We start from the raw sequence: 25,013 nt of genomic DNA, 5'->3' as shown, positions 1-25,013 counted from the left end.
ATAACCTATTGGTGTCAATTTTTGGTTCAAATTCACTACTATATATAGTGTTTTTAAAAGTAGAAGAACTAAATGTCGTTTTTTGTCGTTCAGCGATTCTCCCCTAGCAATTTACTTTAGCTATTTAAGATCGATGTGTAGTCTAGACCGAAAACCTTCCGATAGTTTTAAAAAGTTAAAAGACCCACGCTCATGGTCTAAATGACCGTGCGCTTGGGTCTTTTAAATTCATTCAGTACCGGTCCTTTATGATACTTTTTTAGGCCCGCTTAAAAGCGGCGAATGTTCTATGTAAGAAAACGGAGTGCCTTGCCTGAAGATAGATTCTTATCGCTCTTCAATACCATCAAAGTGACCAGTGGATCGTTTCTGGATCTTCTTTCCGCGGTTATCTTCAGTTTCGGGAAGTCGCCCAGCGCGAAGCCGAGCAGCGAGGCGAGCACGATGGCGAGCGCGGCAAGTACCAGCGCAGGCACAATCGCGCCGAACTTGTCTTTGGCGCGCAGGTGGGAGCCGACGGCACCCAGCATGATGACGCAGATCAAGACGGCGCCCCACAGGAATTGAAACAACGGATGTATCCTACTTAAAAATTAGCAGCTTTCGTTGGTTGATTACTGTTTGAGGATCACAACCCAACAATTTAGCTTGGCTTCTAGCTGCCAAATCTTGATTCGACATTTCGGCCAACTTCTTAATCCAAACGTCACCAAACTCTTTGACTCTTCCAACTCTGTAGCGATCACTTTCAATAATATCCGGGCCGCTTCGCGAATAAACAAAACCGCAATTACAAGCAAATGTTCCGACTGGTTTCCCCGTCTTCGAACCCCTGGTGATTTTGCAACTTGTAATTGTTTGTTCCATATAGTGATCCGCAGCTTTATTAAGACACGGCCACGGCCCCTGGCCGAATGGATCAAACTGATTGGATCCCTTCGAGATCTCATTCATCATACTTTCGACGGACTCACCCAAGAATCCAAGAAGCAAAATATGACGTAACGGGTGGCATGCCACTCTAGGTTTCCTTAGCAGCTTATGTAACCAACTGTCTTCTTTTCCGACTTCTCCATTTAGCTCACTTAAAAATGCCTCTCCATAATGACCTTTAAAGGAGGCAAGCAGTTTATCCCACCTAATTCTATTACTCGCCTGATAGATGAACCCATTTCTACGTAACTTGGATATATAGAATAGAGAGATGTTAAGTAAACCCGGTGATGATAATTGGTTATCTAATAGGAATTGTGTTTGCTCGGAGATAAACTGAAGGTGATCCAATGTTTGATTGGGAAAGAAACAAGACTCACCGGCTTCTTGGAGAGCATGCTCGAGCATTATATAGCGGTAACGACTCAATCGCATCTGGTGTGATATCTTGGATTGCACTAGCCAATTATGATGCACCGGGCAGAGATAAACGCCTTCGACTTGATGAGAGCGTCGCCAATATGCCTCTCCATATTTTTCTCGATCCTCACGAACACAAAGGTCACAATAAAACAGCCTCAGTTTCGGCTTTACCGCAAAAGCAGTCCTTCCCAATATCATATTGGCACTTGAACTAACGTAGGTCTTGATGGTTTCTACAAGCCTTGTGGCTCGTTCTGGCGGGATAAACGGAGCGAAGTAGGGGATTAAAGTATGCTTCTGAATCAGCTCATCTGGATCATAAACCTGGCCAGGTATCTGACGAGTTAATTCAGTTAATTGGGATGGGAACCATATCGAAGAACATGTGGATGGATTGTCAAAAAGCTCTTTCATAGTTTCCCTGCTACTTTCATTTCCCGAGTTCCGATGATACCGAGCGAATGCACTGTAGAGTAACTCGTCCGGATAAATTGAAGGGAAGGATATCAAGAGTAACCACCTCTTTAATATTCTTCCCTTACAAACCTACACGTATTCTTAAACCGTTACTCAATACCCTCTAAATTATACTGATCTAATAATTTTTCTATTTTCATTTTCATATCTTTATTGCATTGTTTGTACAATGGAGAATACGACTTTAGGGCAGCAAAAGAAACATTCTGATAGCCACTTTTCTTCTTTAGCTTTTGAACAATTCGTTTAAGACCTCTAATTAAATATGAATCTAAATCCTCTATGGATTCCATTAATGCTTTATGACTGGCAGGAAGTCGAGTCAATGTTAAATGACAAAAGTCTGCCTTTTTTTAAAGAAGACAACTTGTTTAATATCGTAAACTTTCGAACCTGGCTATTAGTTCGCCGCAGGAAAATTGCCCGCTTTAATGTCCTCCGATGTCAAGTTCGGCGTGATCTTGTAAACCGCGCAAGTGCGGAATATACATCATGTTGGCGATTCTGATCTCGAGATCGGAATCACCAACCCCATAAATTCGACAAAAAATCCTATATTTTGCTATTTACAGAATTTTATCCAGTGGTATATTGTAGAAGAAGATAAGAATTTATTAATCCTTGTTAATATGCCGGCCGGCTATTATACACTTTGATATTATTAGGGAGGAAAATAAAGTGAAAAAATTTATTGCTATGTTGTCTTTCTTTTCTTTAATTATGGCTATCACAGCCATTCCAGTTTTAGCGGTAACTGATACTCAATATTGGGGTTTTGAAATGAATAACCGTTATGTTAACGGTAAAGATAATGGCAATGTGCACAGCTTACATGATGGGTCTGTTGTCTTTAGCGGCACTGTAACTACATCATCGAAGGACGCCGGCGCTAATTCAACAACGAATCCTATTACCTTTTGGTTATGGGAGGATGACAATGGTTGGAATCCAAATGAATTAGTAGGATCGTCGTTTTCTGTTACTCCTAGCACCACTGTAGGTGGCTACGTGAGCGTTTATAAAAATTTTGGGGCACTTGATGCAGACGGTAGCAGCGACGTTACGGGTGAGTACTTTATCGAAGTCGGCAAGAACAATGATGACGGGTATAATCTTAGCGGTTCCGGTACGATGGTAAGTACGTTTACACCTTGAATTAACTAAATACTAAAAGAACTGACCTTATTGGTCAGTTCTTTATTACCATTGAAAGGAAGATTGGTGTGATCAACTTTGATTCCATCATTTTTTTAACGTTTTTACCTGTGCTTATCATTTCAATCTTTGTTTTAAAATACAAGAAAAAGAGTTTCATGTATATATTATTTTGGAGTACCCTTTTTCTATATTTTATATTTGTAATTCAATATACACTTTTCCCCATTCCAGTAAATGCGCAATACTTGTCAGTCATGCGTGAACAGATTTCATTCTCCACAAACGTAAATCTTTTTCCGCTTTGGGTAGATAGTAAATTTACACTTTTAACACGAGAGCATATTCTGAACACTTTTATGGGCGTTCCATTAGGTTTTTTAATTAATTATCTTAAAAGAAGAAATATTTTGAATATTTTTTTCTTGGGTTTGGCTTTTGGTTTAGGCATTGAAATTATACAGTTATCAATTTCACTTATTCTGAATTATTTTTACAGAATAATAGATATAAATGACATATTCTTTAACATGAGTGGAGTTATCATTGGATATGTCCTATTTGTAATTGTTTCTCTTTTTTACTCCAAGCTTATAGATGAACACTTCAAGCATAACAAACTTACTCAGTTTATTTATAATGCTAGTACAGGGAAACAATAAATACGTTCAAAATCCTGCTGGGTCACTGGCTATGATGAAAACGACATCATAGTCTTTTTCATTTCGCAAGTCCCGCATACTTAAGTTGAACTGGCAAGCTCGTGGTATTTTGCGGTCGTTTGGCCCCATAATAAACTGCCTGGGCAACCTTGAAACAAACTACAGGACGGCGAACAGGATAAAAATCTCCGTTTATTTCGGCTGTCTTTCCGGTCAGCTCCTATGTTGGAGCTGTCCTGTCATATTAAGGTCTAAAACCTCTGCTTATCAGCACATGTTGCGAATCTCCAAAAGTGGTGCTTAATATTAAATGGCAGATCATTGAAATTGGTTCGACCTGTTTGAACAACACTTTTTCATCAAAGCCCGGATGCCCTATAAGCATTTTCAATTGTTTTAAATCTAGTGCCTTTTTAGGAACAAATAACTGTGGGCCCTGATGCTCTGTATAACGATTTTGGTTCAGAATTATAGTTCGCTTCTGAAATTCTTGTTATATACCCTTTTAGACTTTCGTCACGCGCCGTGAGCACTCGCTTGTGAACTGGGGACTCATAATGCCAGTTGTACGGTCCGGTAATTTCATGCAGCAGAGCGTCGACGGAGCCTTGCTTGGGAATGGTGATTCGATATCCCGCTGCGGCAATCGTTTCGAGAAACCACTCAAGGCCCCTAACCATCGACAGGTGACGATAATGGATCCCCGAATCCTTGCCGTAAAGCCCCCACCTCGGCTGCTCGTCCACGAAATGATGCAGCACGACAATGTGCCGCCTTGTCCGAATACGGCCGTCCAGTCGTGGATTACGCCGTAATAGGAAAACCCGTACTCCTGCAAAAGCCCCTATACAAAGCGGTGTCGTTGGTCGGCCGTTTCAGGTTGATCGAGGCGCGCACCTGGTTGGGCGCGTGTTCAAAACGGTAGTCGGTTTGTTCTTCGAAAGTATTCATCTGAATTACCCTCCTATTCCCCCGCTGCAACGGGGGGGGGGGGGGGGGGTATGAGCTTGTTACCTGGTCTTTGCTGTACGAGGCCACGAGCGCCGCCATACGCCTATCCGTCGGCTTGACCAGCGTGTTGTTTTTATCGCTCCGAAAATTGTTGTTGTCGATTTGCATAGTATCTCAATTAACTTTGATGTACATATTTATGGAAGTTTATAAAATTCCCCTAACTTAAAAGAGATCTTATTATCTAAGGATGATGTACATAAAGTATTGATGTGCATAAAGCTATGTACAACTCGTACAAATCATTATATTCGCGGTGATTGGTTGGCGGTTTTGAAAAGAGAAACCACCTCTTTGAAATTGTTCAAAGGGTGGTCAAGGAATCAGCATATTTGCGTTTCTGTTTCGCTTCTCAGCGGTACGAAGTGGGACAACTAGGTACATGAGTTGTACTCCTATCCGTTAATCTTTAGATCTTTGAAAAGATATTCGAGTTGCTTTTGTTTTTCTCGTTCTTTTTGTGCCTTTTCGATCGCCATATTGTCTAAGAAATGGTTAGCAGGGAAACTTTCTGGACTACTTTGTTTCTTAGAGAGCCCCAGAAGTGCTCCGCTAATTTTGGGTAATCTCTTTACTAGGACCTCAGAGACTGGTTTAAAAGGCGAGAGCTTTACCCGCAGCAAAGTTTCCTAACATACTTTATCCTTGCACCTATGGTATCCATGATTTCTCCGCCTTTATAAAAATGGTCCCGAATGATTTTAATCATCGGAACCATTTCTAGGTGATATTTATTGGCTCCAAACAGCAGTGGACACCAACATTAATGTCTGGACACCAACTTTAATGTCACCGAACACAACCGACGGCCCACTTTGATTTATTACTCGACAGTCACGCTCTTCGCCAAATTCCGCGGCTTATCCACGTCATGCCCCAGCGCCAGCGAAGCATAGTAGGACAGCAGCTGCAGCGGGATAACCGACAGCGCTGGCGTGAGCAGCGGCAGCGTGCGCGGGATGGCGAATTGGCGGTCGACGGACTTCGCCGACTCCTCCTCATGGCCTTCGTTCACGAGGCCGAGTACCTCGGCGCCGCGCGCCTTCACTTCTTTAATGTTGCTTACGGTCTTCTCGAACAGGTCCTCCTGCGTTAGCAGCGCGATGACGGGAACGCCGTCCTCGATGAGCGCCAGCGTGCCGTGCTTGAGTTCGCCGGCTGCGTACGCTTCGGAGTGAATGTACGAGATTTCCTTCAGCTTGAGCGAGCCTTCAAGCGCGACGGCGTAGTCGATGCCGCGGCCGATGAAGAACAGGCTGCTCGACTTCGCGATCGACTCGGCGATGCCTTTGACCGTATCTGCCTGTGCGAGAATGCGCTCGACCTGCTCCGGCAGCGAGTCCATCGCCGCCAGAACGTGCGCGATCTCCGCCGCATCCTGCGTACCGAGCGTCTGGGCCATATACAGCCCGAGCAGGAAAAACGCGATCAGCATCGTGGAGTATGCCTTGGTCGATGCGACGGCGATCTCCGGACCTGCCAGCGTGATGATGACGTCATCCGCTTCGCGCGCGACCGAGCTGCCGACGACGTTGGTGATCGCCAGCACGCGGGCGCCGCAGCGCTTGGCTTCGCGCAGTGCGGCCAGCGTATCGGCCGTCTCGCCCGACTGGCTCACGACGATGACGAGCGTATCCTTCGTGATGATCGGCGAACGGTAGCGATACTCCGACGCTACGTCGACCTCGACCGGAATGCGCGCCAGTCGCTCGATGACCGTCTTGCCGACCATGCCGGCATGCATCGCCGTGCCGCACGCGACGATGTGCACGCGGCTCACGGCGCGCAACTGCTCGGCCGTGATCGACAGCTCGGGCAGGACGACCGAACGTCCGTCCTCGCTGATGCGTCCGCGCATCGTGTCGCGATACGCGCGAGGCTGTTCGTAGATCTCCTTCAGCATGAAGTGATCGTAGCCGCCCTTTTCCGCCGTCATCAGATCCCAGTTGACGCGGAATACTTCCTTCGCGACCGGATTGCCTTCGACCGTCAACAGCTCCACGCCGTCGCGCGTCAATACAGCCATCTCGCCGTCCTCAAGGATATAGATGTCGCGCGTGTACTCGAGGATCGCCGGAATATCCGACGCGATGAACTTCTCGCCTTCGCCGACACCGATGATGAGCGGGCTCGCGTACCGTACGGCCACCAGGCGGTCCGGCTCATGCTCGGTCAGCACGCCCAGCGCGAACGCGCCGCGCATCTTGCGGACGGCCTTCTGCACGGCCTTCACGATATCGCCTTCGTACTCGACGGCGATCAGATGCGAGATGACCTCCGTGTCCGTCTCGGACAGGAAGCGATGTCCCGCAAGCATCAGCTCTTCCTTGAGCTCCAGATAGTTCTCGATGATGCCGTTGTGAACGACGGAGAACTTGAGCGAGTTGTCCGTGTGCGGATGCGAGTTGGCATCCGACGGTTTGCCGTGCGTCGCCCAACGCGTGTGCCCGATGCCGATCGTGCCGCACAGCGGATCGCCGGTCAGTCGGTTTTCCAGGTTGACCAGACGCCCTACAGCTTTGGTCACTTCAAGCCCGCGCTCCGTGTGCACGGCGATGCCCGCCGAGTCGTAGCCGCGGTATTCCAGCTTCTTGAGCCCTTCGATCAAAATGGGCTGAGACTCTCTAAATCCGATATATCCGACAATTCCGCACATTGATATATGCCTCCGCTTCGGTCAACGTCCGATGGACGTACCGGAGCCGGTCAGGCTGCCGCACGCCTATAGCAGACCGCGGACAACCAGGGGTATGCATGCAGATCCCCTAAGCCAAGTTGGGCCCGAGCGCCTCGCAGGCGTCCCGCCGGCCGCAGCCTTGCGCAGGATCAGCATTACCCGATATCCACGACATGTCGAGGTCCCCGTGCTCCGGTTCGCCGGACATTCCGCTATAGTATGATTCCGATTGGTTGTTCTTATCGTGCCGGCGTATTGTGCGCCCGGTTGCCCTGAGCGATTTGTCTTCCGGCTGACGGCCCCGATTGGGCCGGGAGGTCCCCGCCGATCATCCGAACACCTCCACCTCGTCAACTCGCCGCGCGCCGGCGGCAAGTTCTGGCGCTTATGTTGCTTGACGACCCCGATCCTGCCTTTCCTTCTTGAATGACATTCCCGTTCCTAACCTATTACCCACGGCTCGCGCCGATAATCTAACTCATCATATTCGTTTTGAAAACCCGGCGCAACCTTTATCCGCGACTTTCCGCCAAATGACCGTATTGCCCAGGAAATGACACCGCCCGGCATCTTCGACACCGGGCGAGCCAGCATGCTGTCAATTACACGAGTTCCGCGCGAATCACGTCTGCAATCGCTTCGACATGACCTTCGATCTCAGCCTTGTCCGGCCCTTCGGCCATGACGCGGATGAGCGATTCCGTGCCGGACGGCCGCACCAGGATGCGTCCGTTGTCCCCGAGCGCCGACTCCGCCGCCTCGACGGCCGCCGCGATCGCCGCATTGCCGTCATACTTTGACTTATCCGCGACGCGAACGTTGACGAGCACCTGCGGATACTTGCGCATGACCTGCTTGAGTTCGCCAAGCTTCTTGCCGGAAGCGGCGATCGTGTCGACGAGCTGCAGCCCTGTCAGAATGCCGTCTCCCGTCGTATTGTGATCGAGGAAAATAACGTGTCCGGACTGCTCTCCGCCCAGGTTAAAGCCCCCGCGAACCATCTCTTCCATGACATAACGGTCGCCGACAGCCGTCTTAGCCGTCGTCAGGCCGAGCTTGTCTGCGGCCTTGAAAAAGCCGATGTTCGCCATGACCGTCGTGACGACCGTGTCGTGCTTGAGCTTGCCGCGCTGGCGCAGCGCTTCGCCGCAGATAAGCAGCACATAGTCGCCGTCGACCTCTTCGCCGCGCTCGTCGATCGCGATGAGACGATCCGCGTCGCCGTCGAACGCCAGCCCCAGATCCGCACCGAGCTCCAGAACCTTCGCGGCTAGCTTATCCGGATGCGTCGATCCGACGCCCTCGTTGATGTTCAGGCCGTTGGGCGCCGCGCCCATCGTCACCACTTCCGCGCCCAGCTCCCGGAAAATCGTCGGCGCGAGCTCGTAAGCGGCGCCGTGCGCGCAGTCCAGCACGATCTTCAGGCCGGCGAACGAATGCTTCACCGTCAGCTTCAAATAATCGACGTACATCCGCTTGAGCGCCAGATCCGTCGTTACCGTGCCCAGGTCCTTGCCGATCGGCCGCGGCAGCGTATCTTCTTCGGCATCGAGCAGACGCTCGATCTCCGCTTCCTTCTCGTCGAGCAGCTTAAAGCCGTCGCCGCCAAAAAACTTGATGCCGTTATCCTGCACCGGATTGTGCGAGGCCGAGATCATGACGCCGGCATCCGCGCCGAGCGTGCGGGTCAAATACGCGACCGCCGGCGTGCTCACGACGCCGAGGCGGATAACATCCGCGCCGATCGAGAGCAATCCCGCCGCCAGTGCATTCTCGAGCATCGCGCCCGATACGCGCGTGTCAAGGCCGATGATGACCTTCGGACGCTGCGCGCCCCCTGCAAGTACATAACCGCCGCAGCGGCCGATCTTATAAGCAAGCTCGGCGGTGAGCTCCAAGTTGGCTACGCCCCGAACGCCGTCCGTTCCGAAATATTTCCCCATGCTTCACTTGACCCCTTCGTCCCCAATTCATACTCCCCATGCGATCAAACTATGACGACTAAGCGCCATCCGACGATGTCGGCAATGACGATGGCGTCGATGTCGACGTCGGTGTCGGTGTCGGCGCCATCGTCGGGCTTGGCGTCGGCGATCCGCCGGCGCTTCCGCCCGTTCCGCCAGTTCCTTCCGCCTCCGTACCGGAGGGTTCGCTGCCATCCGGCTCGATGCCGCTGCCGGAAGCGGGTTCGTCCGTCTTCGGCAAGCCCGGCGTAGGCGTCGGCTCGGTGGCCACATTCGTGATCTCGACCTCGATCGACGTATTGCCGCCGCTCTGGTCGACGAATCGCGGCGAATTCACGTTCAGCGGAATCGTATAGGTACCCGGACCTCGACCGCTCAGGTCGGCCTCGACGCTCACATCGCCCGGCTGCAGCTTGTCGAGCACGGCCGGCGCGCCCTTGAACGTAATATCCGCCTGTCCGCCCGCCGGATTGGTGATCTGCATCTTGAGGCCGTTGCCCAGCCCCTTGACCGTGATCGGCAAGCCTTGAATCGTCCGCGTCTGCGTGAGCACGACCTGAACGTCGACGGTGATCGCCGCCGGCGACACTTCCGTTACGGCATCGGGCTTGCTCAGCGCGATATCCATTTTGCCCGACTTGGTGACCTCGGACAGATTCAGATCGGCTTCGATAAAGTCGATCTTGTCCAGCTCCGTCTGCGGTCCGTAGATCGTCGCCTGCTCCGCGCTAGGCGTGAGATTTGCGACGCTGAGCCCGGCCGGCAGCTGGCCGATCAGCTTGAGCTGAATCGGCACTTGCTTGAACGGATTGGTGATCGGCACCTCGACCTCGAGCACGGCCGGATCGACCTCCGCCCCCGGGATCTCCTGTCCCGAGCCGTCGTAGGCGACAAGCTTGACGCTCTTGTCCTTGAGCGTCTTGTCCGCGCCGTCGATGGAGATCGAGCCGCCGACATGGTCGACGCGGTCCATCTCGCTCGCCGGCAGCGTCACGTGCGCCCGGTTGGTCGGACGAAGAACCGGCGCGCCGGCCTTGTAGCCTTCCTTGGGCGTCCCCGTCGTCGTGACTTGCACTTCGAATTCCTTGGTCTGCAGCTCCTCCAGTACGACCGTCACGGTCGAAGGCTCGACCTGGATCGTCTGGATGCTTCTGGGCAGATCCGTTCTTAGCGTTATCGTATGCGTACCCGCCTTGACTGTGCTTAAATCGGCCTCCACGATATAACCGCCGTCGGCACGCGCGGCAAGCAGGTCGCTCGGTGTCCCGCGGACGATCAGCTTGACCTTGGCCGGGTCCATGCTCTTGAGCACATAGCTCTGGTCGTCCAGCCCGCGCACCTGCACCTTCACGTCTGTGAACGTGCGCGTCTCGATGAGCGAAGCGACGTTGTTCGGCGTCGAATCGGGATTGAAGTGGACGACGGCCCACAGCAGGATGCCGAGAGCCAGCGAGATGAGCCGTACGGCGTTCGGATGGCTGAGCCATTTATCCACGGCCGTCACCGCCTTTCCGCTGCCAGAACTTCCAAGGAATATTCCAGCTCCGGCGCGTCTTCTTCGCGCTCGTCTGACGGAGCTCGTCGAACAGCTTGGAGATCAGCGACTCCTCCTTGATGTCCCGCACGATCTGCCCGTTCAGCGCAAGCGACACATGCCCCGTCTCCTCGGAGACGACGACCGAGATCGCGTCGCATACCTCGCTGATGCCGATCGCGGCGCGATGCCGGGTGCCGAGTTCCTTGGAGATGAACGGATTCTCGGACAGCGGCAAATAACAGCCCGCGGCCATGATCTCTCCGCCGCTCACGATGACGGCGCCGTCGTGCAGCGGCGTATTCGGGATAAAAATGTTGATGAGCAGCTCCGAGCTGATCGCGGACTCCATCTTGATGCCGGTCTCGATATAGTCGCCAAGGCCGGTGCGCCGCTCGAAAACGATCAGCGCGCCGATCTTGCGCCTCGCGAGGTATTGAACGGCCTTAATGACCTCGTTGATCGGATGGCTGATGTCGTGCTCCTCCAGGGAGGAACGGCTGAAGAGCGTGCCGCGTCCGAGCTGCTCCAGCGCTCTGCGAAGCTCCGGCTGGAAAATGATCAAAATCGTCATAATCCCGAACGGGAACAGCTGGTTCATCACCCATTTGAGCGTATACAGGTTAAGCCACGTGCTGAGCGCCCAGGTGAGCACGAGCAGCAGGATGCCTTTAAGAAGCTGGACGGCCTTCGTGCCGCGCACCAGCAGGATCATGCGGTATATAAGATAGCTGACGATGAGGATGTCGGCGGCGTCCTTGACGGCGCCCCACACCGTTAAGTTCTCGAAATAATCCAAGACGCACCCCCCGTCTGGCGTCTCGATCGGGTTTCCCGAATCTTGTCAGATTGCGCTTAGGATATGTATATATTGTTTTCTATAAACGTACTTCTAAATCCTGTTCAGATCCTGTTTAGAATACAAAAAAACCTCCCCGATGTCCAGGGAGGCCGCCTGCCAAGGCCGCCGGACGGCGGCCGTCATGTCCCGTAGGCCACCGTGTCGAACCAGGTCGTCACCTTGTACCATGCCCAGTCGAGCGCCCTGTCCACGGTCTTCACCTTGCCCGCGATGTGCGCGGTAGATGCGAGCGTAACATTGCCGTCGATGACGGTCAGGTTGCCCTCGACTTCGCCGAGTACCTCGGCCTCGCCGTTCTTGATCGTCAGATTGCCTTCGACCTTCTGGCCGGCAGGCACGATGACCTTGTTGCCCTCGATCACGACGTGCGACAGGTCTCCGCTCAGGCTGAGCTGATCGTCCTGATTCCACATCGCGACGAAGCTGGACAGCATGACGACCAGGAAGATCGCCGCCGCCGAAGCCGCCGGATGACGCTGCACCCACGAGGTCCATACCTTCGGACTCCGCTTCTTGGGCAGCGCGCTCATGATGGCGTCGGACAAATGGGACGGCGCAGCCGGGACAGGCTGGGCATATATCAAAGCTTCCGTACGCTCCAGCGCCCCGTAGCGCGCCTCGCAGGCCGGACATTCGCGAAGATGTTGCTGCAGCAGCACGGACTCCTCGCGGGACAGATCCCCGTCGAGATACTCGTGCATCCGCTTCACGGCATCGTTGCACTTCATGATAGCCATCCCTTTCTGCACAGGAGAACATAAAGCCTCCTTTGCGAATGCTTCTATACTGTACGTTCCCCGTCTCGGGGCGGTTTCATCTTTGGCGGAAAAATGGGCGATTCCCTAAAGCTTGTGCTCCAGCTTCTTGCGCAGGAATTCGCGCCCCCGGTGGACGCGCGTCTTGATGGTCGTCACCGGCATGTCCAGCACGTCGGAGATCTCCTGGAGCGACATGTCCTGCAGGTAGCGCAGCACCATCACCGACTTGTACTTCACCGGCAGCGTGTCGATCGCATCCCGAATAATGCGCTGCGTCTCCGACAGAATCAGCTCGCTCTCGGGCGTCCGGTCGTCGCTCGGCAGCATCGCGTATCCGTCGAGCCCCTCGTGCTCCGACGACTCGGCGTCCAGCGAATAGATCGGACGGCGCTTGCGCAAGCGGTCGATGCACAGATTGGTCGCGATCCGGTAGATCCAGGTCGAGAACTTCTGGTTCTCGTCGTACCGGTCCAGGTTGCGGTATACGCGCAGGAAACACTCCTGAACGACGTCCTCCGCCTCCTGCCGGTTGTTCATCATCCGGTAAGCCAGATGGTACAGCTTGTCCTTGTATAAATCCACGATCTCCGCGAACGCGCGCTGATCCCCCTTGCGGGCCAGCTTCGCAAGTCGCGTCTCTATTGGCTTCAACGTGTTAACCTCACCTTCTTCGCCGGTCGCCCGGCGCTCGGCCCGTCTCGTCCGCCCGGCATCGGAATGCCGACAAGCAGGACGCCAAGGCCCGGCCGGGTCGGGAAGACCCTTCGCATGATGCGATCAAGAAAATGGTAATGCACCTGTATCAAAAAATCAAGACGCGCGTTTGGAGACGGGACTTTTTGAATGTGTCCGGATGGCGTGAAATGCAATTGTACGCCGTTTTCTGTCGTGCGACGTACAGGCGAACAAATCCGAGCCGATGGCGAACTTTCTGAATTGATTCGTCAAAAAAAGAACCCGGGCATGCGCCCGGGCCCGCTTCTATATATAGCCGCCGATCAGCCCGTGTTGCGCAGGCCGGCGGCAATGCCGTTAATCGTGAGCAGCACCTCGCGGAGCAGCTCGGTGTCGTCCTCGCCTTCATCCCTGCGCTGTCTAAGCTCGCTCAGCAGCTGAACTTGCAGGTAGCTGAGGGGATCGACGTACGGGTTGCGCAGGCGAATCGACTCCTGGATGACCGGCACGTTGTCCAGAATCTCTTCTTGACCGGTGATCTCCAGCAGGATGCGCTTGGTCAGATCGTACTCCTCTTGGACGAGGGTGAAAATCCGCGTGCGGATCTCGTCGTCCTTGATCATGTCGGCGTATTGCTGCGCGATGAGCAGATCCGCCTTGGCCAGCGCCATCTGCAGGTTGTCGACGAGCGTCGCGAAGAACGAGTAGTCGCGGTACATCCGGCGCAGCGTCTCCAGCTTGGCGGGATCTCCGTCGACGTATTTATCGAACGCGGTGCCGGCTGCATACCACGCAGGCAGCAGATAGCGGCTCTGCGTCCAGGCGAATACCCACGGGATCGCGCGCAAGTCCTCGAAGCGCTCGCTGTTCTTGCGCTTGGACGGGCGGGAGCCGATGTTGAGCTCGCCGACCTCGGACAGCGGTGTCGACTCCTTGAAGAAGGTCATGAAGCCCGGATCGCGGAAGATCAGATCCTGGTACTTGGTCTGCGCCGTCTCCGAGATCGACGGGAGGATCTCCTCCCAATGCGCGTCGGCCGTCTGATCAAGCGTTGGATGCTTCGCCAGGTACGCCGCCTTCACGAGCGCGCTGGTCGCCTGTTCGAGGCTGCGGTATGCGATACCTTCCATCGAGTAACGGGACGTCAGCACTTCGCCCTGCTCCGTGATCTTGATGCCCGCGCCGATCGTGTGCGGAGGCTGGGCGAGAATGCTGCGGTTGAGCGGCATTCCGCCGCGACCGAGCGCGCCGCCGCGGCCGTGGAAGAACTTCAGCTTGACGCCGTAGTCGCCGGCCGTCTCGGTGATCTTGTTCAGCGCGACGCGCAGCTCCCAGTTCGCCGTGACCATGCCGCCGTCCTTGTTGCTGTCGGAGTAGCCGAGCATGATCTCGTGCATGTCGCCGCGGGCGGCGACCGCTTCGCGGTACACCGGCAGGTCGAACAGCGTCTTCATGATCGACGGCGCCGCATGCAGATCGTCGATCGTCTCGAAGAGCGGAGCCGACTGGATCGAGCTGATGAGCTTGCCCTCAGGCGTGCGGCGCACGAGGCCCGCTTCCTTGGCGAATACCATGACTTCAAGCAGGTCGCTCGCGCCTCGGGTCATGCTGATCAGGTACGTCGTGATGCAGCTATCGCCGAATTCCTCCTGCGCGCGATAGATCGTCCGGTATACCTCAAGGCATTCCTTGGTGCCTTCGCTGAGCGATGCCGTCGCGTGCAGCAGCGGACGCGAATCCGACAGCAGGCCGTGCAGCAGCTCAATCTTCTCTTCCTCGCCGAGCTCGTTGTAGCGATCCGTGACGCCTGCCTTCGCCAGCACCTCGGTCATCGCGTTCTCGTGCTCCTGAGAGTGCTGACGCACGTCTAGCGCAGCCAGATAGAAGCCGAACAGCTCGACCTGGCGAATCAGCTTCTTCAGATGCGTATCGGCGACAAAGTCGGCGTAGTGGTGCCGAAGACTGCGGTCGATCAGCTGCAGATCGGCGATGAATTCGGACACATGGTGATAGCGCTGGGTCGTTCCCTTGAATTTCTCCTCGCGCATGTTCTGGAGCTTCTGGATCATATAAGTGATCTTGATGCGATAAGGCTCGTTGTCGTTGGTCCACTTGTCGACCGTGCGGAGTTCGACCGTGTCGCGTTCCCGATCGATCGACTTGAGCAGCTCCGGATTCACGTCGACGATCGTCGTGCTGAAGCTCATCTTCCGCATGAGCGCCTTCAGGAGCGTCTCGTACTTGTGGATGACCAGATTGCGCTGCATGTTAAGCGTGCGCCAGGTGATGTCGGCCGTTACGGACGGGTTGCCGTCGCGGTCGCCGCCGATCCAGGTACCGAAGCGGAGGTACGTCGGCACATGCCACTTTTGCTCCGGATAATACTTGGCCAGACAGCGTTCCAGCTCGTCATAGACGTCAGGAAGCACGTTGAACAGCGTCTCGTGGAAAAAGTACATGCCGTTGCGCACTTCGTCGATAACCGTCGGCTTGCGGTCGCGCAGCTCGTCGGTCTGCCAGAGGGTGAGCACCTCGTTGCGCAGCTGCTCCCGCAGACGCTCGCGCTCGCGGTAGGTGAGCGACGGATTGTCCAGCTCCATCATCTCGTTGGCAATGCGCTTGTGCACGTCGAGCACGGCCCGGCGCATCGCTTCGGTCGGGTGCGCGGTCATGACCAGCTCGAGCGAAATGCCGGACAGCAGCTCCTGCACCTCGCCCAGCGGCAGGTTCTTGTCCTTGAGCTCCAGAATCGCGCTCTCGATAGAGCCCGGCTGCACCGCCTCGCCCGCGGAGCGCTCGTAGTCGCGCTTGCGGCGGATGCGGTGGTTCTGTTCGGCGATATTGACGAGCTGGAAGTAGATGGCGAACGCGCGGATCACCTGGTGGCGAACGCCCGGCTCCAATCCCGTAATCGTATTGACGAATTCCTCGTAAAGCTCGGGCACGAATTCGGCACGCAGCGCCTTGCTCGTCTCCCGGATCTTCTCTACGTGGTCGAGCAGCTCGCGGCCGCCCTGGTGCACCAGCACTTCGCCCAAAATGTTGCCCAGGAAACGCACGTCCCGGCGCAGCAAATGGTTGGTCGAGGAGCGGCTAGCCGTAGCCATTTCTGTCATCCCATTCACCTCAAAATCATGACTTTCGACGCTAAACAATCTTCTAAACATCATACTACAAATGATCTATAAAATCTGCCCCTCGGCTCTGAGCCTCAAAAATAATATACCCGCATCGGGTTAGCCGAGAATCGTGCCGCGAGACCGCTCTGCGCATAAAAGAATCCCCGCCGGATGCGGATCCTTGCATCACGCGACCGCGGAAAGCAAACTGGCCTCGCGGCGACTTCCGGCACCTCCGCCGCCTCTATCCAGAAGGATGCCATGGCGTGTAATATATACCTATTATGTATGCCTGGAGGTTAGCGCCATGACTTCGTATTCATCTTCGTCTTCTCCCCCGCCCTCGTCCGAGCCGAACCACGACGAGATCTACCGCAGCCAGGCGGAGCAGTACGACCGGCTGATCGCCGCTCAGCCTTTGCTCGGCTCGCGTATCAACGCGATTCGGCCGCTGGCCGGACTCGACGTCGTCGACCTCGGCGCAGGCAGCGGCCGGCTGACGTTGCCGCTCGCCGCCATGGCCCGCAGCGTGCTGGCGGTCGATCTGTCGTCCGCCATGCTCGAGGTGGCGGCGTCCAGGCTGACGGCATCCGGTGCGGACAACTGGCGCACGGCCGTCGGCACGCACTTGCGCATCCCCGCCGGGGACGCCAGCGCCGACCTCGTCGTCTCGGGCTGGAGCATCGCCTATTCGGCCGCCTCGGACACGGACCCGGACGGCTCTGCGCTCGCCGCCATCCTGGACGAGATTCGCCGCGTGCTGCGGCCAGGCGGTACCGTCGTCATCTTCGAAACGATGGGCACCGGCTTCGCAACGCCGAACCCGCCCGTTTTTTTGCTCAACTATTACGATTCACTCGAGCGCGTCCACGGGTTCGCGCATGAATGCTTCCCGTTCGACTATACGTTCGCGGATGCCGCCGAGGCCGAGCGCCTTGCGCGCTTCTTCTTCGGCGAGGAGACGGGGGACAAGGTCGCGGCTAGCGGCTCGCCGATCGTGCCCGAGTTCGCCGGCGTCTGGCATCGCGTCTACGAATGACGCGGTTCGCTGTCTCTTCGCGGTTCGCCGTCTTTTTTTGACGCTACGCCCACAACACCAGCGCCAACGCGATCAAGGCCGGAAGTCCCTGCACCAGCAGGATCGACCGCTTCGCCGTGAAGCCACCGAAGAGGGCCGCGATCAACACGCACGCCAGAAAAAACACTTCGATCTGCTGACCGATCTGCGCGCTTGGATGCAGCAGTCCCCAGCACAGGCCGGCCGCCAAAAATCCGTTATACAGCCCCTGATTGGCGGCCAGCGATTTGGTGGCCGCCGCCGTTTCGGGCGTCGTGCCGAACGACTTCATCGCCCGCGGCGTCGTCCAGAGAAACATTTCGAGGATCAGAATGTACACATGCTCCAAGGCGACCAAGCCCGTAAAAATTTGACCCAACATATGGAGACCTCCCTTTAATGGACTCCAGTATATCATCGATTGCCCGTTCAAACGTCAAGCGGAAGTAACCCAAAAAATTTATTCCGTCTCGTCGGGGCGGTATGGGGAACTTCTTCGCCTCCATTGGTGCAGCGGTCCGGCGATGTAGCTCTAGATAGAACTTCTTCGCTTCTATTGGTGCCGCGATCCGGCGATGCAGCTCTAGATAGAACTTCTTCGCTTCTGTTGGTGCCGCGATCCGACGATGTAGCTCTAGATAGAACTTCTTCGCTTCTGTTGGTGCCGCGATCCGACGATGTAGCTCTAGATAGAACTTCTTCGCTTCTATTGGTGCCGCGATCCGGCGATGTAGCTCTAGACAGAACTTCTTCACCTCGGTTCCCACCACCACCACCACCACCACCACCACCACCACCACCACCACCACCACCACCACCACCACCACCACCACCACCACCACCACCACACCTGCACGCCCGCCGCTGGCAGATCCGCGAGACTATAGTAATTAGCATTTTCCTCATACGCATGATACGCACATGATGCGCTCCGCAGCGCAGTTGAACAAGTCGATGGCCGTCAAAAGAAAAAGAGCCGCCCCACAGTCATTTTCATGACTTGCGGGACAGCTCTTTTTAAATCAAGCTTTGGCGTAACCGAACGGTTTACTGCACTTCCTTGATGATGCCGAAATAACGGCCCATCCAGTAAGGAAGGGTGAAGACCGCGGACGTGTCCATGCTGCCGTGGTTGTAATCGTAATTCGGATTGACGGTATAAGCCGCGTCGAGCTGGGCGAACGGGTTGTTGTTGTTCTTGATGATCTTGCGTTCGTCCGGCGCAAGCGCGTAGTTCGTTTGCTTGTACTTGTCGCGATCGCCCGGCTCGATATAGAGGACGTCCTGACGGTCGTATTGAGCGGCGAACTCGATGCGGTACAGCGGCATGCGGTACAGGAAGCGGACGGCCGACGCGAGGTCGACGCTCGTATCCTCCGGATGCGCCATTTGGTACAGGAACGTGTAGAACGGATTTTCCTCGCGTTTCTCGTTCGCGTACCATTGGTCGTAAGCCGCGACGATTTGCGCTTTGCGGACCGGATCTTGTTCCTGCAAAATCAATTCGTAGACCGGGAACCAGCCAAGCTCCTCGTCCGAATAGTTGATGTACTGGGTCCAATCGCCATGCAGCGTTCCGTTGATGTTGGAATCGTCTTCGCGGTCGCCCGTGTAGCCGGGTTTCTCATACGTAACAGGATTGTTGTCGTTAATGTTGTAGGCGTTGTTCGCCTGACGCACGAGTCTGCGCTCTTGATAGTCCAGCGCCATGTTGATGAAGCCCTTGCCGTTGACGAACGGCTCTTCCTTGCTGTAATCGCCGTCGTACACCAGATCGTAGGCCGCCTTGAACTTGGCCTGATCCTGCGGATACGCCTCCGCGGTCACGGTGATTGCCGTCTTGAGCATGGACATGATCTCAAGCGCGTTGAGCGGACCGTCCTCGTAACCGTAGGACAGCGCGTCGTCGCCGTTTTCGTCCACGCCGATGTGCTGCGTCCAAAGCGCCTGCTTTTCCATGACGGACAAGCTGTCGTTGAAGTATTTAGACAACCATCTGGACCATTGGGTCGACTTGCCCGTCGCGTCCTCGATGTAGTAGTGATCGTCCTTCAGGATCAAATTCGTCATGCGATCGGTCGCCTCTGCGGTCAGACGCTTGAACTCGGCCAGTTCAGGATCGGACGTATCGTCGACCAGATATTGATAAGCGGTGAAAAAGAGCGCGTAGTGGCCGTCGACCTCATCCGAGGAAGTATCGGCTTTGTAGACGATCTGATTCTGATCGATATAACCGTCGCTGCCGATGGCGCTGGCCGGGAACAGATCGTTGAAGAACTTCGGAATCTTCTCGTAAACGGGCACGGTCAGCTGGAACAGCGGCTTGTTCGAAGCGTTCGTCGTTTTGTCCTCCGCCGCGTTCGCGTTGTTCGTCTTGGCGGTGATGACAGGCAGCACCTGATAAACGCCCTGTGCGACAGAGGTCTTGATATCGATACCCAGCTTTTGCCCTGCAGGCCGGGTTGCGTTCAGCGCGTCGATCGCCTCTTGGCTCAGACCGAAGCCGTTGTAATTCATGACGTCCGAGCCGCCGGAAGGGAACAGCGTGTCGCCCTTCTTGCTCTCGGCGTCCTTGGTGACCCGTACGAGGCCGTAACCGATCGGCGTCTTGCCGGCCTGCTGCATGCTCGGAATGATTGCGTTCGGATTGACGGCGTTGTCGCCGACGATCGTATGGAACCAGAGGCCGTTCTGGCTTTGGAAGCCATAGTCGGTGCCGTCCGTCGTCTGCGCAAGCCCTTCGCTGGTTAGCATATAGGAACGGGCGGGAAAACCGTTGCCGCGGCCGGACACGTAGTCCAGCAGCAGAACCGCTTTGGAGGCGCGCAGCGCATCGGCTTTTGCGGCCGCGATATCCGCCTTCTGCTGCGTCGTCGGGCTCGAGCCTGCTTCGTCCTTCAGCGTACGGTAGCGGAAGATCTCGCCCATCGCGTACATCGTCGTCCACAAGCCGTCATTATCGCTGGTCGCAGGCGATCCCGTGAAGGTTCCGGTTGCGGAGTTATAATCGATGCTCGTGTTAGCGCCGTCCGAGAAAGTGAACGAGGCGCCCGAAGCCATGCCGCGGCGATCGTTGACGGCCTTGACAAGCTTCTCGTAGACGGATGTCCGCTCGAGCAGCGTCATCTTGGGCATCGTGATGTGCGTGACGCCGCTTGCCGTCTTGGCCCATACGCCGCCGTTGTCGTCGTTGGCGAGCGCCAGCACATTATCGTCTCCGCCGTACAGATAACGCGGACCCGCGAAGTACTGAACGATGTCACGCGCGTCGGATTCCGTGAAGTCAACGCGCTGCAAGCCGGTCTTGGTGCCGATCCAGTAGACGTTGTTCTTGTCCTTGAACGCGGCGGTGACGTCGCCGGTCACGGCGCCGGGCAGAAACGGAATGTCGGTGGCGGTCGTCCATGCGAGATCTGCCGGGATGGAGGCGTCGCCCGCTTTGTAATAAGCGACGTTTTTGGTCGCTGCGGCATGGAGCTGGACCGGCGCGAATCTCGCGCCGGGAAGCGCGACATTCGCGCTGACGGACGGAACGGCGATCGCGGCGGCCAGCGTCGCGGTCAGCGCACCGGTCATCCATTTGCTAAGTTTTTTGTTCGCCATGGGGCACCTTCCTTATTGTTGGATGTGGGATACGCCGGTCGCGGTGATCGCGTAAACGCCCGTTCTGCCGTCCGAGATCAGAAGCAGCACCTTGTCGTCCTTCAGATCGTTGCTTGCCGTCGTGTAGGACTTCATCTCGTTGTCCGTGAGGCGGACGCGCGTTACGCCGTCGTTCGTTCCGAGCCACAGCCACGTACGCGACGCGTCCAGCACCGAAGTGTTGACGCCCCGGAGCGAGGCGAAGATCGAAGGCTTGACGTCAAAGGAAGAATTGACGTAGGTCGTCGCATTCGTCAGATCCGGTACCTTGGTCGCCGAGTTGGCTACGCTAGGCTTGTAGCTCGGGTCCTGCAGGAACGCGATATACTGCTTGACCTGCAGCTCGGCCGTCGTGCCGCCCAATTGCGAGGACGCTTCCGCGTAGCTGTACAGCTTCGTGCTGAGGTCGATTACGCCGCCGCTGCCGTTGCTGCCGCTGCTGCCCGTGCCGCCGCTCGATTTCGTCTCGCCGGCGACCGTAGCGCTCTTCGCGTTCAGCGTCAGCACGCCCGGCGCCTTGGACAGCTCGACGCCTTCCGCGTTGATGATCGCCGTCCCGATCTTGCCTTCGCCCGTCACTTGTACGGGACCGTCGGCCGTGAACGTTTCCAGCTGAAAATCGGGTGCCAGCACGATCTTACCGTTCTTCAAGCCCGAGGCTGCCGTGAACTTCGAGATATGTCCCGCAGAACCTTCAAACGACAGGCCCGATGCGAATGTCAGCTCCTTCGCATCGCCCTTCCAATGGACCGTGTCTGTAGGCTTCGTCTTAATCAAGACGACGCCGACAGGCTGCGCGGAACCGTTGTCCAGCTCGCCGCCCGACGCGAATTCGACATTGGCGATGTTCGTATCTCCCTCGAGCTTAACGCGGATCTCGCCCGATTTCTTGTCCACAACAAGGCGCGCCGCTTTCGTATCCTTCAGCACGACCGTATGCGCGCCGCCGCCGAGCACGTAGATTGTGCCGCCGACGCTCGAGCCTTCGATCGTCACTTCGCCGTCGCCTACGCCCGGCGCGATATACAGGCTGCCCGTCAGGTTCAGGCCGGTCAGCTTCGCGCCCGGCTTGTTGACGGTTAGATTGCCGCCGGACACGCCGTCATGCGCGGCGCCGTCGGCGATCAGCGTCCCCATCGCCCCGTTCAGCATCTTGACCGCTTCGGCGCGCGTCAGGCTTTTCTTGGGCTGGAAATCGCCCGCAGGCGTTCCCGTTATGTAGCCTGTTTCCTGCAGCGCATGCACCGCGTCCTTCGCCCAGGCGGCGATCTGGCCTTCGTCGGCGAATGCGCCGGCGGACGTTGCCGCGCTCAAGTGCAGCGCCCGGCCCAGCATGACGGCCGCTTGCTCGCGGGTCACGTTGGCCAGCGGCGTCGCGTTGCCTGCCGCATCGCCCTGCATAATGCCTGCCGCCGCAACCTTCGCGATATCGGCTGCATACCAGGCCTGCGCCGGCACATCCGCAAACGATGCCGCGCTGCCCGCCTCATAGCCGTATATGCGATTCAGCATCGCGGCCAGTTCAGCGCGCGTTACGGCGCCGTTCGGACGGACGAGTCCGTTCTGATCGCCTTTCAGCAGCCCGAGCTCCTGCCATGTCTGAATCTCGGCCGATGCCCAGGCCGGAATCGTCTCCGCGGACGTCGCGGCATACGCGCCTTGCCCGAGCGCCATCAGCGCCGACGCCGACAGCAGCGACACTGCTCCTTGCTTCCACCTTTTGCCCATTTGAGAGCCTCCTCGGTTGATCGTTTGGACGAGTCTGATGCTCCGAACCCCTTGCATTGCCTCGTTTCATTACCTCGTTTCATTGCCTCGTTTCATTGCTCTGTTTCATTGCTTTATTGCATTGTTCTATTGCATGACCCCTTGCCTTGCTCCCCCGCCCGATCCGACGCCGCGCCGCCGGCCGATCAGCCCCTCTCGGGCGCCAGCGCGCCGGCAGCCTCGCGATCAAGCACGACCGTCGCGTCCGGATGCAGCTGCAGCAGCGACGCCGGGCAATCGGTGCCGATCGGCCCTTCGAGCGCCCGGGCGACGATCGCCGCCTTGGCCGCGCCCGTGGCGAGCAGCACGATGGACCTGGCCTGCAGGATCCGCCCCGCGCTCATCGTCAACGCGTATTCCGGCACCTGCTCGTCTGCTCCGAAAAACCGCGCGTTCGCCCGACGGGTCGATTCGTCCAGCCGCACGACATGCGTGCCGCCCGGCGCGGAAGCGAACCCCGGCTCGTTGAAGCCGATATGGCCGTTCAGCCCGATGCCGAGCAGTTGGAGATCCGCGGGACCGTAATAGCGATAGAGCGCGTCGTACAGCCTGCAAGCGTCTTCGGCATTCGCGGCGTCGCCTTCCGGCAGGTGCGTCCTGTCCGGCGTCAGGTTGACCAGATCGAACAGATGCGTTCTCATGTAAGCCGCGTAGCTTTGCGGATGCGCGGACGGCACCCCGGCATATTCGTCGAGGTTAAACGTCCGCGCCCGGCCGAAGTCCGCTTCGCCCAGGCGATGCGCCGCAACCAGCGCCCGGTAGACGCCCACCGGCGTCCCGCCGGTCGCCAGTCCGAGCACGCTGTCCGGCTTGCGCCTCAGCTGCTCCGCGAACAACGTCGCGACATGTTGCTCCGCTTCGGCCGCGGACGGCAATATCACGACTTGCACGCCCTGCACGAGCCGTCCGGCCTCCGCGTCCGCCACATCCGCCGCGTCCGCCGCGTTCACGGCCGGCCTCACGGCACCAGCGCCGCGAACTGCGGCAGGTAAGCCGCGTTCGCCTCCAGAATGTCGGCGAGCACCGCCTTCGCCAGCGCGGCGTCGCCGACGAGCGGGTGAACCGTGAGCGCTTGCAGCGCCGCATGGCGGTCGCCGTGCACGGCTGCCTCGATGGTCAATTCCTCGTAAGACTTGACGAGCTGCAGCAGCCCGCGAATTTGCGGAGACAACGGCGCTGCCAGCTGCAGCGGATGCGCGCCGTCCGCCTTGATAACGCAGTTGACCTCGATCGAGGCATCATCAGGCAGGCAGGAGATGATGCCACCGTTTCTCACGTTGACGACCTGAATGTCGCCCTTGTCCGTGTAGATCGACTTCATGAGCCGCACCGCGGCCTCGGAGTAGTAGGCGCCGCCCCTTTTCTCCAGCTGTTTGGGCTTCTCCGTCACCTCGGGACGGCGATAGATGTCGAACAGCTCGGCTTCGACCGACTTGACCTCATCGGCGCGGGTTCTGCCCGTGCGTTCGAAGGCGGACGCCAGCTCGGCCAGCATTTCGTTCTTCATATAATAGTAGCGATGATACGAGCACGGCAGCGCGCCGAGCGAAGAGATGAACGCAGCGTCCCACTCCAGGTCGGGGACGTTTTTGACCGTCAGTCCTTTGCCTGAGCCGAGCGTCTTCAGAAACGCGGCCGTGACGTCCTCGCCGTCCAGCAGCACGCGCGTCGTCCAGTGCAGATGGTTGATGCCCGCCATCTCGATGAACACTCGCTCCGGCTCCACGCCGTACAGCGCCGCGATCTGCATCTTGGTGTCGATCGGAAGATTGCACAGCCCGACCGTCTTGATGCGAGAGTGCTTCAGCACCGCCTCCGTGACGAGTCCGGCGGGATTGGTAAAGTTGACGAGGAATGCGTCCGGCGCCAGCTCCTCCATGTCCCGGCAGATGTCCAGGATGACCGGGACGGTCCGCAGCGCCTTGGCGAAGCCGCCGGCCCCAGTCGTCTCCTGGCCGATCAGGCCGTGCGACAGCGGGATTTTTTCGTCGAGCGATCTCGCCTCGAGCATGCCGACCCGGAGCTGCGTCGTGACGAAGTCAGCCCCGGCGATCGCCTCGCGGCGGTCGAGCGTCGTTCGAAGCGAGATCTCCTTGCCGCTGCGCGCGATCATGCGGCGAGCCAGATCCGCTACGATCGCCAGCTTTTCAGCGCCCGCAGCGATGTCCGCCAGCACGAGCTCCCGAACCGGAAATTCGTCGTGATACCGCAAAATGCCGTCGATCAATTCAGGCGTGTAGGAGGACCCGCCTCCGATGACGGCCACCTTCAGATGTTGTCTGGTCATACTTTTACGC

18 protein-coding genes are annotated in these 25,013 nt (G+C 56.9%); 3 read left to right on the top strand and 15 right to left on the bottom strand.

The genetic code is table 11. The features are described 5' to 3' along the window. Nucleotides 1-287 precede the first annotated feature (287 nt). Together KB449_RS00835 and KB449_RS00830 are read right to left on the bottom strand one after the other, a co-directional pair. Nucleotides 288-572: a DoxX family protein gene (locus KB449_RS00835; protein ID WP_282906536.1), complete on the bottom strand. Its 285-nt coding sequence runs from the start codon at nucleotides 570-572 to the stop codon at nucleotides 288-290. 10 nt (nucleotides 573-582) lie between these two features. After that, a complete protein-coding gene (locus KB449_RS00830) occupies nucleotides 583-1,866 on the bottom strand; it encodes a TnsD family Tn7-like transposition protein (RefSeq protein WP_282906535.1) in 1,284 nt (427 codons plus the stop codon). Between the two features lie 645 nt (nucleotides 1,867-2,511). On the opposite strand from KB449_RS00830, the gene KB449_RS00825 reads away from it, so the two are divergent. Together KB449_RS00825 and KB449_RS00820 are read left to right on the top strand one after the other, a co-directional pair. Next, entirely contained in the window at nucleotides 2,512-2,988 is a 477-nt protein-coding gene (locus tag KB449_RS00825; RefSeq protein WP_282906534.1) for a hypothetical protein, read from the top strand. A 68-nt stretch (nucleotides 2,989-3,056) separates the two neighbouring features. Next, nucleotides 3,057-3,650: a VanZ family protein gene (locus tag KB449_RS00820; RefSeq protein WP_282906533.1), complete on the top strand. Its 594-nt coding sequence runs from the start codon at nucleotides 3,057-3,059 to the stop codon at nucleotides 3,648-3,650. 804 nt (nucleotides 3,651-4,454) lie between these two features. Here the strand turns inward: KB449_RS00820 and KB449_RS00815 are convergent. The 8 genes from KB449_RS00815 to ppc form a co-directional block, all read right to left on the bottom strand. Beyond that, entirely contained in the window at nucleotides 4,455-4,601 is a 147-nt protein-coding gene (locus KB449_RS00815) for a hypothetical protein (protein ID WP_282906532.1), read from the bottom strand. 883 nt (nucleotides 4,602-5,484) lie between these two features. Next, nucleotides 5,485-7,317 (bottom strand): glutamine--fructose-6-phosphate transaminase (isomerizing), encoded by a 1,833-nt coding sequence (glmS, locus tag KB449_RS00810; RefSeq protein ID WP_282906531.1) that lies wholly within the window; start codon nucleotides 7,315-7,317, stop codon nucleotides 5,485-5,487. Between the two features lie 623 nt (nucleotides 7,318-7,940). Continuing rightward, the gene (glmM, locus tag KB449_RS00805; RefSeq protein ID WP_282906530.1) at nucleotides 7,941-9,281 is read right to left on the bottom strand and encodes a phosphoglucosamine mutase; all 1,341 of its coding nucleotides are present in this window, start codon (nucleotides 9,279-9,281) and stop codon (nucleotides 7,941-7,943) included. A gap of 58 nt (nucleotides 9,282-9,339) precedes the next feature. Then, the gene (locus KB449_RS00800; RefSeq protein ID WP_282906529.1) at nucleotides 9,340-10,797 is read right to left on the bottom strand and encodes a CdaR family protein; all 1,458 of its coding nucleotides are present in this window, start codon (nucleotides 10,795-10,797) and stop codon (nucleotides 9,340-9,342) included. Beyond that, nucleotides 10,790-11,635 (bottom strand): diadenylate cyclase CdaA, encoded by an 846-nt coding sequence (gene cdaA, locus KB449_RS00795; RefSeq protein WP_282906528.1) that lies wholly within the window; start codon nucleotides 11,633-11,635, stop codon nucleotides 10,790-10,792. Before cdaA ends, KB449_RS00800 begins: the two co-directional genes overlap by 8 nt. A 182-nt stretch (nucleotides 11,636-11,817) precedes the next feature. After that, nucleotides 11,818-12,426: a zf-HC2 domain-containing protein gene (locus KB449_RS00790; RefSeq protein WP_282906527.1), complete on the bottom strand. Its 609-nt coding sequence runs from the start codon at nucleotides 12,424-12,426 to the stop codon at nucleotides 11,818-11,820. A 114-nt stretch (nucleotides 12,427-12,540) separates the two neighbouring features. Continuing rightward, entirely contained in the window at nucleotides 12,541-13,098 is a 558-nt protein-coding gene (gene sigW, locus KB449_RS00785) for an RNA polymerase sigma factor SigW (RefSeq protein WP_378123771.1), read from the bottom strand. Nucleotides 13,099-13,454: 356 nt separating this feature from the next. Further along, the gene (gene ppc, locus KB449_RS00780; protein ID WP_282906525.1) at nucleotides 13,455-16,247 is read right to left on the bottom strand and encodes a phosphoenolpyruvate carboxylase; all 2,793 of its coding nucleotides are present in this window, start codon (nucleotides 16,245-16,247) and stop codon (nucleotides 13,455-13,457) included. Between the two features lie 310 nt (nucleotides 16,248-16,557). Between ppc and KB449_RS00775 the strand changes: the two genes are divergently transcribed. Next, entirely contained in the window at nucleotides 16,558-17,289 is a 732-nt protein-coding gene (locus tag KB449_RS00775) for a class I SAM-dependent methyltransferase (protein WP_282906524.1), read from the top strand. 43 nt (nucleotides 17,290-17,332) lie between these two features. Here the strand turns inward: KB449_RS00775 and KB449_RS00770 are convergent, their stop codons facing one another. The 5 genes from KB449_RS00770 to KB449_RS00750 form a co-directional block, all read right to left on the bottom strand. After that, on the bottom strand, nucleotides 17,333-17,689 hold the full coding sequence (locus KB449_RS00770; RefSeq protein ID WP_282906523.1) for a DUF1304 domain-containing protein: 357 nt from the start codon (nucleotides 17,687-17,689) through the stop codon (nucleotides 17,333-17,335). Between the two features lie 665 nt (nucleotides 17,690-18,354). Continuing rightward, complete coding sequence (locus KB449_RS00765; RefSeq protein ID WP_282906522.1) at nucleotides 18,355-20,910, bottom strand: hypothetical protein; 2,556 nt, start codon at nucleotides 20,908-20,910, stop codon at nucleotides 18,355-18,357. Nucleotides 20,911-20,922: 12 nt separating this feature from the next. Next, a complete protein-coding gene (locus KB449_RS00760; protein WP_282906521.1) occupies nucleotides 20,923-22,677 on the bottom strand; it encodes an S-layer homology domain-containing protein in 1,755 nt (584 codons plus the stop codon). 185 nt (nucleotides 22,678-22,862) lie between these two features. After that, nucleotides 22,863-23,606: a glucosamine-6-phosphate deaminase gene (gene nagB, locus KB449_RS00755; RefSeq protein ID WP_434082542.1), complete on the bottom strand. Its 744-nt coding sequence runs from the start codon at nucleotides 23,604-23,606 to the stop codon at nucleotides 22,863-22,865. Between the two features lie 68 nt (nucleotides 23,607-23,674). Beyond that, nucleotides 23,675-25,003: a 6-phospho-beta-glucosidase gene (locus KB449_RS00750; RefSeq protein ID WP_282906519.1), complete on the bottom strand. Its 1,329-nt coding sequence runs from the start codon at nucleotides 25,001-25,003 to the stop codon at nucleotides 23,675-23,677. Nucleotides 25,004-25,013 lie beyond the last annotated feature (10 nt).

The sequence above is a fragment of the Cohnella hashimotonis genome (assembly GCF_030014955.1).
Taxonomy (GTDB): domain Bacteria; phylum Bacillota; class Bacilli; order Paenibacillales; family Paenibacillaceae; genus Cohnella; species Cohnella hashimotonis.
This window is presented reverse-complemented; position numbering and strand designations above follow the sequence as displayed.